Origin of the sequence: Dyella telluris, assembly GCF_014297575.1 — a bacterium.
Classification (GTDB): Bacteria; Pseudomonadota; Gammaproteobacteria; order Xanthomonadales; family Rhodanobacteraceae; genus Dyella; species Dyella telluris.
Genome location: NZ_CP060412.1, coordinates 4769248 through 4783295 on the forward strand (window position 1 = coordinate 4769248; position 14048 = coordinate 4783295).

The 14048-nt window shown below is 66.3% G+C and carries 8 protein-coding genes; 1 reads left to right on the forward strand and 7 read right to left on the reverse strand.

The genetic code is table 11. The annotated features are described in order from the left end of the window. Positions 1-76 precede the first annotated feature (76 nt). From xylA to dgoD, 3 genes are read right to left on the reverse strand one after another with little or no spacing between them, the layout of a single operon-like run. Positions 77-1414 carry a xylose isomerase gene (gene xylA / locus H8F01_RS20790; protein WP_187056904.1) on the reverse strand — a complete coding sequence of 446 codons (1338 nt, stop codon included), beginning with the start codon at positions 1412-1414 and terminating at the stop codon, positions 77-79. A 46-nt stretch (positions 1415-1460) separates the two neighbouring features. Then, on the reverse strand, positions 1461-2975 hold the full coding sequence (gene xylB, locus H8F01_RS20795; protein WP_187056905.1) for a xylulokinase: 1515 nt from the start codon (positions 2973-2975) through the stop codon (positions 1461-1463). Positions 2976-2986: 11 nt separating this feature from the next. After that, positions 2987-4135: a galactonate dehydratase gene (gene dgoD, locus H8F01_RS20800; RefSeq protein ID WP_187056906.1), complete on the reverse strand. Its 1149-nt coding sequence runs from the start codon at positions 4133-4135 to the stop codon at positions 2987-2989. Positions 4136-4387: 252 nt separating this feature from the next. Between dgoD and H8F01_RS20805 the strand changes: the two genes are divergently transcribed. Then, entirely contained in the window at positions 4388-5554 is a 1167-nt protein-coding gene (locus tag H8F01_RS20805; RefSeq protein WP_187056907.1) for a XylR family transcriptional regulator, read from the forward strand. Positions 5555-5757: 203 nt separating this feature from the next. Here H8F01_RS20805 and H8F01_RS20810 read toward each other — a convergent pair whose 3' ends face one another. From H8F01_RS20810 to H8F01_RS20825, 4 genes are read right to left on the reverse strand one after another with little or no spacing between them, the layout of a single operon-like run. Next, the gene (locus H8F01_RS20810; protein WP_187056908.1) at positions 5758-8271 is read right to left on the reverse strand and encodes a beta-glucosidase H; all 2514 of its coding nucleotides are present in this window, start codon (positions 8269-8271) and stop codon (positions 5758-5760) included. An 8-nt stretch (positions 8272-8279) separates the two neighbouring features. Further along, complete coding sequence (locus H8F01_RS20815; protein WP_187056909.1) at positions 8280-9884, reverse strand: GH35 family beta-galactosidase; 1605 nt, start codon at positions 9882-9884, stop codon at positions 8280-8282. Positions 9885-9892: 8 nt separating this feature from the next. Beyond that, positions 9893-11794 (reverse strand): sialate O-acetylesterase, encoded by a 1902-nt coding sequence (locus H8F01_RS20820; protein WP_187059413.1) that lies wholly within the window; start codon positions 11792-11794, stop codon positions 9893-9895. A gap of 35 nt (positions 11795-11829) precedes the next feature. Then, the gene (locus tag H8F01_RS20825) at positions 11830-14043 is read right to left on the reverse strand and encodes a cellulase (RefSeq protein ID WP_238481081.1); all 2214 of its coding nucleotides are present in this window, start codon (positions 14041-14043) and stop codon (positions 11830-11832) included. Positions 14044-14048: the final 5 nt, after the last annotated feature.

A 14048-nucleotide genomic window follows, 5' to 3' on the forward strand; every position in this document is an offset into this window, starting at 1 on the left:
TGTTGGTATCTCGTGTCGTTTCCGGTCGTCCCCTCCGGCAAGGCGCACCCCCGTGCGCCCTGCCCCCTTGCCACCGTCAACGCAGCAGATACTGGTTGATCAGGTTCTCGTAGCGCTCCTGCTTGCCGCTCTGTCGCGCCGGCTCGCCATGCTTGACGGCGTAGTCGTGCAGATCGGCAAGGCTGAGCTTGCCCTGGGCAAAATCGAGCCCGGAACTATAGTCGAAACTGGCGTAGCGGTCCGCGCGCCACTTTTCCAGCGGCGACTGGTTCAGCAGCGCGTGCGCCACTTCCAGGCCACGCGCAAACGCGTCCATGCCGCCGATATGGGCCAGGAACAGGTCGTCGGCGTCGGTGGATTCGCGGCGCGCCTTGGCGTCGAAGTTCAGGCCGCCCGGCGCCAGGCCGCCCTGGCGCAGCACCACCAGCATCGCGCCCACGGTGTCGTACAGGTCGGTCGGGAACTGGTCGGTATCCCAGCCGTTCTGCGCATTGCCGCGGTTGGCATCGATGCTGCCGAGCAGGCCGTGGTCGGAGGCCACCTGCAGGTCGTGCTCGAAGGTGTGGCCGGACAGCGTGGCGTGGTTGGCTTCGATGTTGAGCTTGAAATCCTTCTCCAGGCCATGCTCCTTGAGGAAGCCGGCCACGGTGGCGGAATCAAAGTCGTACTGGTGCTTCATCGGCTCCATCGGCTTGGGCTCGATCAGGAAGTTGCCCTTGAAGCCGATGCTGCGGCCGTAGTCACGCGCCATGGTGAGGAAGCGCGCGAAGTGATCCAGCTCGCGCTTCATCTGCGTGTTGTGCAGCGAGGCATAGCCTTCGCGGCCACCCCAGAACACGTAGCTCTCACCACCCAGCGCCACGGTGGCGTCCAGCGCGGCCTTGATCTGCACGGCGGCGCGCGCCACCACGGCAAAGTCCGGATTGGTCGCCGCGCCATTCATGTAGCGCGGATGGCTGAACAGGTTGGCCGTGCCCCACAGCAGCTTCACGCCGGTGGCCTTCTGACGTTCGCTGGCCAGGCCCACCATGTGCTTCAGGTTGGCCTCGTATTCACGGATGTCGTCCGCGTCCGGCGCCATGTCAATGTCGTGGAAGCAGTAGTACGGCACGCCGAGCTTGGTGAAAAACTCGAAGGCGGCATCCATCTTCGCCTCGGCGCGCGCCATCGGCGTGGCTTCAGCCTCCCACGGGAAAACGCGCGTGCCCGGACCGAACGGATCGTGGCCCGCGTTGCAGAAGGTATGCCAGTAGCACACGGCAAAGCGCAGGTGCTCGGCCATGCTCTTGCCGCCGATCAGCTTGCCGGCGTCGTAGTGCTTGAACGCCAGCGGGTTGTCCGAGCCCTGGCCTTCGAACGGAATGCGTCCGATGCCGGGGAAATATTCGCGCTTGCCGATGAAGGGGGTGCTCATGTGATCGGAATCCTTGTCGGGGAATGGATGCAGGTCCGGTTGGCCGTCAGGCGGCGCCCGTGACCGGGGAATGGGCGTACAGCGACCTGGCCACGTCGAGGTGGCGCAGGAAAACCTGGTAGTGCTGCCGGTAGGCGTCGACGTTGGCCGGGTCCGGACGCGTCGACAGCCCGGTGGCGATGACCACGTGCTCGCTGGCCAGCGCGGCGATATCCGCGTGGCCGCCACGGGCATGGTCATTCGCCCATGCCGCCTGCAGCGCGGCGCCCAGTGCGGCGCCCTCGGCCTGCAGCGGTACTTCCACGGGCAGGTTGAACACGTCGGCGATCATCTGTCGCCACGCAGCGCTGTGGCTGCCGCCGCCGGTCAGGCGAATCGCATCGAACCGCAGGCCCGTGGCCAGCAGGGCGTCGTAACCGCTGCGCAGCGCATAGGTCGCGCCTTCCATCGCCGCGCGGTAGATGTTGGCGCGCGTCACGTTGCCCAGATCCATGCCGTGCAGGCTGCCGCGTGCGTGCGGCAGGTCCGGCGTGCGCTCGCCGTTGAGGAACGGCAGCATCACCAGTCCACCTGCACCGGGCAGCGTGCCGGCCATCACGGTGTCGCCGTCGCGTGCACTGAAGCCGAACGCACTGGCCACCATTTCCGTGGCCAGCGTGCAGTTCATGGTGCAGATCAGCGGCAGCCAGCCGCCGGTGGACGAACAGAACGCCGCCCAGCGGGCCTCGTCATCTACCACCGCATGGTCCGCATGGGCGAATAGCGTGCCCGAGGTGCCCAGGCTGATGCTGAGCACACCGGAACGCACGTTGCCGGTGCCGATCGCGGCCATCATGTTGTCGCCGCCACCGGCGGAAACTCGCACACCCGGCGACAGGCCCAGCTCTTCGGCAATGCTGTCGCTGATGACAAAGCTTGCATCGGCCGCCACCAGCGGCGGCAGGCAGGCCAGCAGGTCGCGATGGGCATCGGTTGCGGCGAGCATGTCCGCCGACCACTGGCGCGTGCGCACATCCAGCCAGCCGGTACCCGAGGCGTCACCGCATTCCATCCAGCGCTCGCCGGTGAGCCAGAAGTTCACGTAATCGTGCGGCAGCAGGATGGTGGCGAGCTTTGCGTACGCCTCCGGCCGGTGCTTGCGTGTCCACGGCAATTTCGACGCCGTATAGCCGGCCAGGATCGGGTTGCCACCCAGCGCCACGCAACGATCCGCGCCACCGGCGGCAGCCATGATCTCGTCACACTCGTTCTGCGTGCTCGTATCGCACCACAGCTTGACCGGCGCGAGCACGTTGCCGTCGGCATCCAGCGGTACGAAACCGTGCTGCTGGCCCGACACGCCGATGGCGACGATCTCCGCGCGCAACTGTCGCGGCAGTTTGGCGAAGCAGGTACGCACGGCATCGATCCACCAGCTGGCGATCTGCTCGCGGCTGCCGTCATCGCCGGCGATCAGTTCGATCGACTGGCCGTGGGCGGCCACCACGCAGCGCGATTCCATGTCGTAGGCCACGAGCTTGACGCTCTGGGTACCCACGTCGATACCAACAACGAGGTTCATGGGCACGCGCATCACCATTCCGCCACGCTGCCATCGGCATGACGCCATACCGGATTGCGCCAGCGGTGCCCAACCAGGGCTCGCTCGTTGACGTAGGCCTGATCGATCTCGATGCCCAAACCGGCTCCGTTCGGAATGGCCACGTAGCCATCCTCATAGGTGAACACGCTGCGATCGACCACGTAGTCGAGCAGGTCGTTGTCGGCGTTGTAGTGGATGCCCAGGCTCTGTTCCTGGATGAAGGCGTTGTGGCACAGCGCATCGATCTGCAGGTTCGCCGCGAGCGCGATGGGCCCCAGCGGGCAATGCAGGGCCAGCGCCACGTCATAGGCCTCAGCCATGGCGGCGATCTTCAGTGTTTCGGTGATGCCGCCGGAGTGCGACGGATCGGGCTGGATGATGTCCACGCCGCCCGTCTGCAGCACGCGCTTGAAGTCGTAACGCGAATACAGCCGTTCGCCCAGCGCAATGGGCGCGGGCGACAGTGCCGCCAGTTCAGGGATGGCCTCAAGGTGCTCGGAAAGCACCGGCTCCTCGATGAACATGAGCTTGTACGGGCGCAGCTCGCGCATCAGCACCTTGGCCATGGGCTTGTGCACGCGACCGTGGAAATCCACGCCCAGGCCGATATCCGGGCCCACCGCATCACGCACGGCCTGCACGTTCTCCAGCACGCGTTCCACCTTGGCGTAGGTATCCACGTACTGCATTTCCTCGGTGCCATTCATTTTCACGGCGGTGAAGCCGCGTGCCACGGCTTCCCTGGCGGCTCGCGCGGTATCGGCCGGGCGGTCGCCGCCGATCCAGGAATACGTGCGGATGCGGTCGCGCACCGGGCCACCGAGCAGTTCGTGCACGGGCACGCCCAGCTGCTTGCCCTTGATATCCCACAGGGCCTGGTCGATGCCGGCCAGCGCACTCATCAGGATCGGGCCGCCGCGATAGAAGCCGCCGCGATACATCACGTTCCAGTGGTCTTCGATGCGGCGCGGATCCTTGCCGATCAGGTAATCGGACAGCTCGTCCACGGCGGCGGCCACCGTCTGCGCCCTACCCTCCACGATCGGCTCGCCCCAGCCACTGACGCCAGCGTCCGTGTCGACGCGCACGAACAGCCAGCGCGGCGGCACGATGAAAGTGGTGATGGCGGTGATCTTCATGCTTGCTTGCGTTCCGGCCCCTGGCCTGCGGAGTGGCGACACCGGCCGCCCTCCTGGCGCCCGGGAGGGGCGTCCATACGGCTACCCCGAATACCGCCGGGATGCTGCAATCAGGCCGTGGGGGCCGCAATTGCGAAATCCGCCAACAAGGCAGGTTTTTTTCCCTGTCGCGTTGCGTCATGCCCGGTGCCGCCGGAACTGGTAGCGTCGGGCTTCCTGGGCCCTTTCCTACGCGGCCCCTATTGCCAGACCATGTCTCCACATCGCATTGCCCTACTCTTTAACGCGAATAAGGTCTACGACCGGCAAATCATTGCCGGCATTGGCCAGTACCTGAAATCCACGCGCGTGGAGTGGGATCTCTTCATGGAAGAGGATTTCCGCAGCCGCACCCTTGGCATCCACCACTGGCGCGGCGACGGCATCATTGCGGACTTCGACGATCCCACCGTGGCCGAGACGCTGGCCGACATACCCATCCCGGTGGTGGCCGTGGGCGGCTCTTATGTCGACGCCAGCCAGTACCCGGCGGTGACGCCCTACGTGGCCACCGACAACGTCAAGCTGGTGCGGCTGGCCTATGACCATCTGATCGAACAGGGCCTGCAGCGCTTCGCCTTCTACGGCCTGCCGCCCAACCCCGGCAACCGCTGGGCGCAGGAGCGTGAATCGGCGTTCCTGCGGATGATCGAGGCGGATCGGCTCGAGGGGCTGGTTTACCGTGGCTCGTCGACCAGCGCAGGCGGCTGGGGCCGCGCCCAGGAGGACATGGCCACCTGGGTGAAGTCGCTACCCAAGCCGATCGGCATCATCGCGGTGACGGACGCCCGCGCACGCCAGCTGCTGCAGGCCTGCGTGGTGGCCGACGTGCCGGTGCCGGAACAGATCGCCGTGGTGGGCATCGACAACGACCCCATGGCACAGCTGCTCAGCCGCATCCCGCTCACTTCGGTGACGCAGGGCGCGGAGGAAATGGGCCGCATGGCCGCGCAGGTATTGCACCAGATGCTGCATGGCGGCGTGACCGCGGGCACCCGCGTGCTGGTGCCGCCGGTGGGCCTCAATATCCAGGCCAGCAGCCTGCACAAGCCGATGAAGAGCCCGCACGTGATGCGTGCCTGCCACTACATCCGCCAGTACGCCTGCCTGGGCATCAAGACCGAACAGGTCGCCGATTACGTCGGCATTTCCCGCACCCTGCTGGAAGAGCACTTCAAGCGCGAGCTCAAGCAGACCGTGCACCAGACCATCCTGGAGCACAAGCTGGAGATGGCCCGCAGCATGCTCAAGGACACCTCGCGGCCGCTGGCCGACGTGGCGGTACGCAGCGGCTTCACCTCGCTGCAGTACATGTACGCGGTGTTTCGGCGCGAGTTCAATTGCACGCCGCGGCAGTTCATCGAAAACGCGCGCTCTTGAGCGACGCGGGCATTCAGCCCTAAAACACAGGCCATCCCTGGCCCGATCAAGCGCCGGCCCCGGGGAGGGCCACATGGCCTGGCGCGAAACCTTTGCCGGGTCGCGGCCACCCGTTGCACACGCGCCGGAAAGCCGGGCGCGTCGAGCTGGCTGGATGAAACTCGCCCCGGCGCACGCGCACCGGGGCGAGGAACACCGCGCGACTACTTGCCGATGGACAGGTCCGCGCTCAGCGGCGTCTGGTCGGAGGCATCGCCCACGTAGACGGTGAAACGGCCCGGATCGACCGTCCAGTCATGCTTGTCGGCGTCGTACCAGGCGAACGCGCGGCGATCCAGCGTCAGGCTGACATGCTCGGTCTGCCCCGGCGACAGCCGCACCTTGCGGAAGGCCTTCAGCTCCTTCGCCGGACGCGCCACGCGTGCTGACGGATCGCCCACATAGACCTGCGCCACCTCGGCGCCTTCGCGCGCGCCGGTGTTGCGCACATCGAACGACACCGTGACATCGCCATTCGCCGCCACACCCGAAAGCGCGAGCTTGCTGAAGGCGAAGCTGGTGTACGACAGGCCATGGCCGAACGCGAACAGCGGCTGCGCATCGCGCGGATGGCTGGTGTACCAGCGATAGCCGAGGAACACGCCCTCGCCGTAGCGCACCGTGGGATGGCCATCGGCGGCAGGATGCGCGTCGTAGAAATCGTGCGTCGGGTTGTCCTGCCAGTGGCGTTCGAAACTCATCGGCAGCTTGCCTTCCGGCGAACGGTTGCCGAACAGCACTTCGGCAATCGCCTGCCCGCCTTCCTGCCCCGGATACCAGTTCTGCAGCAGCGCCGGCACGTGCTCCAGCCAGCCATCGGTGGCGTAGGCGCCGCCGGAGGTCACGGTGACCACGGTGCGCTTGTTGACGGCGGCCACGGCCTCGATCAGCGCCTCCTGGCCCCACGGCAACTGGAACGTGCGATCGAACGCCTCGCTTTCGGAGGTGCCGTCAAAACCCACCGCGACGACGGCGGCATCCGCCATCGCCGCCATCTTGCGCGTTTCCTCGGGGATCATCGCGTCCACCGCGATGGCACCCAGGCTCATGCGGCTGTAGCTCACGTCGGGGCGATAATCGAGGCGGATGTCTACTGCCTTGCCCGCGGTCATCGGCAGCACCACGTAGTGCGGCGCCTGGCCTTCGAACACCGGCTGCTGGATCACCGGCTTGCCGTCCACGTACAGCGTGTAGCTGTCCTTGCTGGCCGCCGCGGTGAGGAACAGGAACTTGCCGTTGCGATCAGGCACGAAGCGACCGGACCAGCGGATGCTCTGGCGCTCGGTGGCCGGCGTGGTCCACAGCTCAGGCTTCCACTGATCGACCTTGGCGTTGACCACGCGCTCCAGCGGCTTGCCGGCGAAATCCGGGTTGCCGAAGGTTTCGCGCGTCAGGCCAGTCTTGCCGTCCGCCGTCACGAATACTTCCTTGCCGAACACATCAGCCGTGCTGGGCAGGCCACGGCTGTAGAGCACGTTGACCTTGTCGCCGACGCGATCGCTGATGCCCGACAGGATGCTCTGCGTGCGGAACGTATCGATATGCGAGCTGCCGCCGGCACTGGCCGCGCCCGGATAAGCCATGGGGCCGATCACGGCCACGGATTTCATGTGCGCGGCGTCCAGCGGCAAGGCCTTCGCGTCGTTCTTCAGCAGCACCAGCGATTCGCGTGCGCCTTCCAGCGCTGCGCTTGCCGAGGAAGGATCCATCAGCGGAATGTTGAAATCGCGCTGCGGACGATCGAGGAAGCCAAAGCGCACGGCAGTACGCAGCAGGCGGCGCGTCTTGTCATCCAGATCGGCGGTGGACAGCGAACCATCACGCAGTCCCGCTTCGATCAATGCCGGCTTCATCGCGTCCGGCGCGGGCATCTCCAGATCCAGTCCGGCCTTGAACGCCTTCACGCCATCGTGCGCGGCCTCCCAGTCGGACATGTACAGGCCATTGAAACCCCATTCCTGCTTGAGGATGTCGTGGGCGATGCGGCGGTTCTCGGCCAGGTAGTCGCCATTGACGAGGTTGTAGCTGCTCATTACCGCGCCGACGTGGCCTTCCTTCACGGCCATCTCGAAGGCAGGCAGGTAGATCTCGCGCAGGGTGCGCTCGTCGATCAGGCTGTCCAGGTGGCGGCGGTCGTACTCGGAATTGTTGGCAGCGAAATGCTTGACGGTGGCGACCACGCCCTGCCCCTGCACGCCCTGGATCAGGCCCACGGCGATCTTGCCGGCCAGCAGCGGATCTTCGCCGTAGTACTCCATGTTGCGGCCGTTCTGCGGCGCGCGATACATGTTCACGCCGGGGCCGAGCAGAAAGGCGATGCCACGCGCTTGTGCATCGCGTCCCATCGCCGTGCCCACGCGCTCGGCCAGCGCCGGATCCCAGCTGGCCGCCAGTCCGATGCCTGCCGCATAAGCCGTGGACGGGCCCGGTGCACGCACGCCGATCGGGCCATCGGACATGGCCAGGCGCGGCAGGCCGATGGCCGGCACGTCGCGCGTATAGAAATTATCGACGCCGCCGAGCAGGGCAACCTTCTGCTCGATGGTGAGCTTGCCGAGCAGATTCTCGACGCGCTGCTCCACGGCGGCGGTGTCGGCCGCGGGCACGGCATCGCCGCTGCTGGCAGCAGCGGACATCCCCAGCGCGCAAAGCGCCAGGGCAAGCATGGTCTTGCGCATGAACTACCTCAGTACGTGGCCAGCCTGACCCGCAGCACCTGCGGCACGCTGGTGAAATTCAGGCCGTAGTCGGTCTGGTCACCGTTCCACAGCCGCCTAAAGATCCACTTGCCATTCTCGTAGTGGCCTTCCTCGACGCGATCGAGCAGGAAGCGTCCGTCCTTGCCGCGACGCCCCGGCTCGAAACTCACGCGCACGTTGTGCCCGGTGACGAGGTATTCGTTCTCGCCCAGCTGCGCCACGATGGCGCCGCCATCGGTATCGGCATTGCCCTTGGGCGGATCCATGCCGAACTGCAGTTGCCCGTAACCGAACTTCACCTTCCAGTCGCCCAGGTCCAGCGTCTGCTCGTGCGTGTCCGTGGGCTCGGAAGCACCCCACAACTTGCCCGCCAGCGCGGCGGCGGCGATCTCGCTGCCCATCGGCGCCAGTGCGCTGTAGTTCACGCCGAACGCATCCACCGCCGCGTCATCGAGCTTGTGCGCACCCAATGGGTAGTTGGTGTACTTGGTGTAGTCCATGCCGAAGGGCGAGAACCCGATGCCGCCATGTCCCAGCGTGGCGTATACATAGCGCGCATAGCCAAGGGCATTGCCGGTTTCGGCCACGAACAGCGGGTTGTCCTTGCGCGCGTAGCGATCGAGCACGGCGGTGTAGCGCGGGTAGTCAGGCAGGTAGATATCCGGTGCCAGCAGATCCAGCGATGGCGCGCCGGCCTTCCAGATGTCCAGCACGTTGTCGGTCGGGCCACCGCTTTCGTAGCCACCGGCAGGACCGGGATGGAACGGGTCGCGCAGCGCGGCATTGGTGTACATAGGCAGGTTGTAGACCGCCTTGCCGGCCGCAGCCACCTGGTCGATGAAGCGCGCGATGGACCATGCGTGGAAGAACTCCCCGGCATCCTTGCCGAACACCTGGCTCCAGTTGCCGGCCGGCTTGCCGGTGGCATGCAGCAGCGTATCGGGCACGGCACCGGCAAACAGTTTGTCGGCCCCCGGCGAGTGATCTCGATCGGTGCCATAGGTGCCCGATTCGTTCTCCACCTGCACCATGATCACGGTGTGCTTGTCGCCATCGGCGGCGCGCAGGTGCGTCATCAGCTGCACGAAGGCCTTGCGGTCCGCCTCCATGGTGGCGGCCGCGTGCGGCGACAGCGAATTGAGCATCTTGCCGGTAGCCGTCACCAGTCGCGGGAAGCGCTGGTTGTCCAGCTTCACCCACGACGGCGCATAGCTGGGGCCGTTGTTCTTCCACGTGGCAAACCACACCAGCACCAGGCGCACCTTGTGTTCGCGCGCCTGCGCAAGCAGCGTGTCGAGGAAGCTGAAATCGAACTGACCTTCCTTCGGCTCGACCTGCTCCCACGCGATCGGCACGCCTACCGTATTGGCGTGCATGCGCTCGATGGCGGGCCACACTTCCGGCAGCACGTCGGGCCAGGCGCTGGAGTTGTTCACCTGCCCGCCAAGCATCAGGTACGGCTTGCCATCCACCAACAAGGCGTGATGGCCATCCTGATGGACGATGCGCGGCAGTTCGCTGGCCTGCGCGCCCAGGGTCACCAGGGCAGCGGCCAGCACCAGGGCGATACGGCGTGTGAGCGTCGTGCGCATGATGATCCTCAGGGTGACGGCGCGGTGCGGAATGGCGACGCCGGCAGGCCGTCACCATTGGTCAGGTTGGCGTCGACCGGGTTGTCGCTCCAGCCGTAGCGCACCGATGCCGGGTGCGCCACTTCCTTGCTGGAGACCACCACGCTGCCGCCTTCGATACGCGCCTGGGCATGCTGGAAATGGCCATCGGCGCCGGCAACCTCAAAGCCGCCTACCGCGTTGCCGCCACCACGCACTGCCAGCGGCGCGCCTTCCGGATCGAACGACACGACAGCCTTCGCACCATCGGCGCGCCACTCGCGATAGACGGGCCCCGAATACACGATGGCATCGCCAAACACCACGTGACGCGCGGCCAGTGCCAGCCGGTGTCCCACGTCCTGCTTGTTGGTGGGATGGATGTCGTCCGGATTGCCGACATCGATGATCACGGCCTGACCGGTGTGCGGCAGGGAAAGCACGGCCGACTGCGACTCGCGCAGTTCCGCCCACGGACTTTGCGCTGGCGTGTCACTGCCGCTCTTGTAGTTCGCCAGCTGCACCCAGATGAACGGCAGCTCCGGCTGGTTCCAAGCCGTACGCCAGGCCTGGATCATGTCGCCGAACTTCTGGCGATAGGCCATGGAATCAGGCGCCCACGCATTGGACTCGCCCTGATACCAGACCACGCCACGCAACGGATAACCCAGCAAGGGCTGGATCATGCCGTTGTACAGCAGCGTGGGCGTCAGGTGGCGCGTTGGCGTGGGCACCAGGGTCACGTTGGCGGTATGAAAGCGCCAGGTGCCGGCGAGCGGACGGCGCTCGCCCTTGGCGGTCTGCACATACAGCGCGGCAGCATCGCCGTGCATGCCGCCACCGTTGCCAAGATCATCCACGCGCACGGCAATACTGTTGCTGCCGGCATGCAGCGCACTGGCCGGCACTTTGTAGACGCGCGGCGCATTCCACTGCTTCACGGTTTCGCCGACCAGCCGGCCATTGACGTAGCTGCGATCGGAATCGTCGACGGCGCCAAGGCTGAGCGTCACGCCCTGTGCTGCCTCTGTCGCGCTCAGGGTGAACGCGGTGCGATACCAGGCCACGCCATCCATGTCGTAGTAGCCCACGGTTTCCCAGTAAGCCGGCACAGGAATGTCGGCCCAGTCGGAGGTATCGAGCTTCTCCGCGGCCCATGCCGGCTTGCCGGCGGCATCCACGACATCGCCCTGCATGGAGGGCCAGCGCGAAATGCGCTGACGGGTCTGATCGAGCTTGGCCTCTTCGACGTCGTCGGCCTTCTTGATTCTGGCGGCCAGCGCCGGCACGTCCACCTTGCCGGTGCGCGCATCGGTCCACGCTTCCACGCTGCTGCCGCCCCAGCTGCTGTTGATCAGGCCCTGCGGCACGCCGGTGCGCGCCTTCATGTCGCGCGCAAAGAACCAGCACACGGCAGAGAAGTTGCTCACCGTCGACGGGCTGGCCGCCACCCAGCTGCCACCCTCGAGTCGATCCTGCGGCTGGAGCGACCAGCTGTGCGGTATCTTGAAATGACGGATGGCCGGATCGTTCGCCCGGGCCTGCTCGGCCGCAGCATCACGCACCTCGGCCATGGTGAACTCCATGTTCGACTGACCGGAGCACAACCACACGTCACCCACCAGCATGTCGCGCAGCACGCGATGCTCGCTGCCGTCATCGATGTCCATGGCGAACGGACCGCCCGCGGCGTGACGGGGGAGCGTGGCATCCCAGCGTCCCTTGGCATCGGCCTTCGCGATGGCATGCGCACCATCGAAGCCCACTGTGACCTTCGCGCCGGGCGCGGACCAGCCCCACACGTGCATGGGCATGTCGCGCTGGAGCACGGCACCCTGCGAGAACATCAACGGCAATTCGAGCTTTGCCTGGGCCGCCACCGGCAGGGACATCAGCAGCGCCAATGCAGCGCCGGCATGCACATGTTTCAAGGCGTGGACTCCAAGGGTTCGCCATAGATCAGGCCGCGCCCACTGGTCGCGGCATAGAAACGTCCAAATACGCGCGGATCGCCGATCAACAGACTGATGCGACCGTAGCGATGCGCGGCATCGTCGACCCGCTGCCACTGCTGGCCGCCGTCGATGGAACGGAAGATGCCCTGCTGCCCGCCTCGCCGGCCGGCAACGAACACGGTCGGTTCGCTGCTGCCGCCGGCCGCCTTGCCGAAGCCGAACGCATCCACGCCGGTGATGCCGGGCAGACGCTGCAGCACGCGCCCCTGCGCATCGCCGTGCAGCAAAGGCAGATCGCGCGCGGTAAGCCACAGCTCGCCCGCCTTCACTGGCGACGCCTTCAGTTGCACCTGGCCATGTCCACGAGCGGCATCGCCAAACTCCCCCGGGATAGGCGCAAAGCTGGCGCCGCCATCCTGACTGGCGAACAAGGCGCCGGTCTGCGGCGAGAACGCGTAGAAACGATGGCTGTCGACGCGATCGCTCAATACTTCCAGGCGCTCGCCCAGCCCCTGCGCCGCTTGCCAGTGCTGGCCGCGATCACGGGTGACATAGACGCGCCGTGCGTCGTGCGGCGCCCACAGCACCGCAGCGCCATCGGCAGACACGGCGATGCTCCCTGCGCCCTCGCCTTCCGGCGGCTCGCTGGCGAAGGCCTGCCAGTGCTGGCCGCCATCCTCGGACCAGGCAGCGCGCACCGCCGAGCCAAACGGCTGGCGCAGCCGTCCACTGCGCACGATCAGCGACGGACGCTGTTCGGCAAAGTCGATGCTTTCGCCATTGGCGTAACGCGGTGGCGGGGTGAACTGCAGCGGTGCCACGTCGAGATCGTCGTGGCGGAAACCATCCAGGTCGCCCACGGCGCTGAGCAGGTGCGCGCCTTGCGGCGGACTGATCATGCCCAGCGGCACGACTTCTTCCAGGCCGCGATCCTGGAACCACCAGTGCACGGTGCCGCCCTTGTCGAACCCGCGCATGTCGCGCGACGCCCAGATGCCGTAGCCGGTGACGAACATCACGTGATCGGCATCGAACGGATCGATCGCCACCGTGGTCATCCAGTGCGGCGTGTGCGCACTGGTCCACTGTGCGTTGCTGTGGTCAAACGACGAGCGGGCGAAAATCTCGTTCCAGTGTCTGCCACCATCGATGGTACGGAACAGCACGTCATGCGGTTCGTAGCGATGATGCGTGCTGGCAATCAGCACGTCGGGGTTGGAGGCATCCACGGCCACGTCACCCCAGCCGAATCCCGAAGGCGTGCTCTTGCTGGATACCGGCGTGATGTCCGTCCAGCGATTGCCCTTGGGCTGCCAGCGCCACACGGCGCCGTCGCTCATGGTATCGGGGCCGGGTTCGTCGCCGTAGCTCAGCACATAGCTGCCATCACTGGCGCGATGCATGTGGCTGGGACGCAGGCCCGTGGGCTGCCCCGGAATGGCACTCCAGCTGCGTCCACCATCGGTGGAGCGGAACAGGCTGGTCTCACGCGTGGAGACGCCTGCATACAGCACCGGCGTCGGCACGCCCGGCTTGCCGCTGGCAGGCTCGAACACCACGAACACGATGCCGATGGATTGCGGGCGCCAGCTGTTGGTCGCCGTCGCGGAAGGCGACGTCGCCACCGCGGGGAAACTGTCGTCCTTCGACCAGTGTGCGCCATGGTCGTCGCTGCGCCAGAGGCCGGCGTCGCGCGAGCCCAGGAAAAGCACGCGGCCGTCATGCGGGTCTACTGCGAGGCGCTCGCCATTGCCGCGACCCAGTTCGTTGCCACCGAGCTTGAAGGGCAGATCCGCACGCTCGAAATGCGCGCCGCGATCATGCGAGCGCAGCACGGCGGCGTTGCCTGCCGTCGGCGTGGTGTAGGTGCCTGCGGCGAGGTAGACCCATTCCTTGTCGGAAGGGTCCAGCGCCAGGCTGTCGATGCCGAGCAGGTTGGTGTCCTTGGCCTCGATCCAGTCGGTGAGCGACACCCACTGCCCGCTGGCCTGATCCCAGCGATAGGCGCCACCGACATCGGTGCGCGCGTAGACCAGGCCACGCTCGGCGGGATGAAACACCAGCCCGCTGACATAGCCGCCGCCACCGATGCGCACGCTGGCGTAGCGATAGGCCACGTCGCCCTCGCCAGCCTGCGCTGCGGTGCAGGCGAACAGCGCCAGCACCGCAAGCAGCGTCTTCCCCATGGACA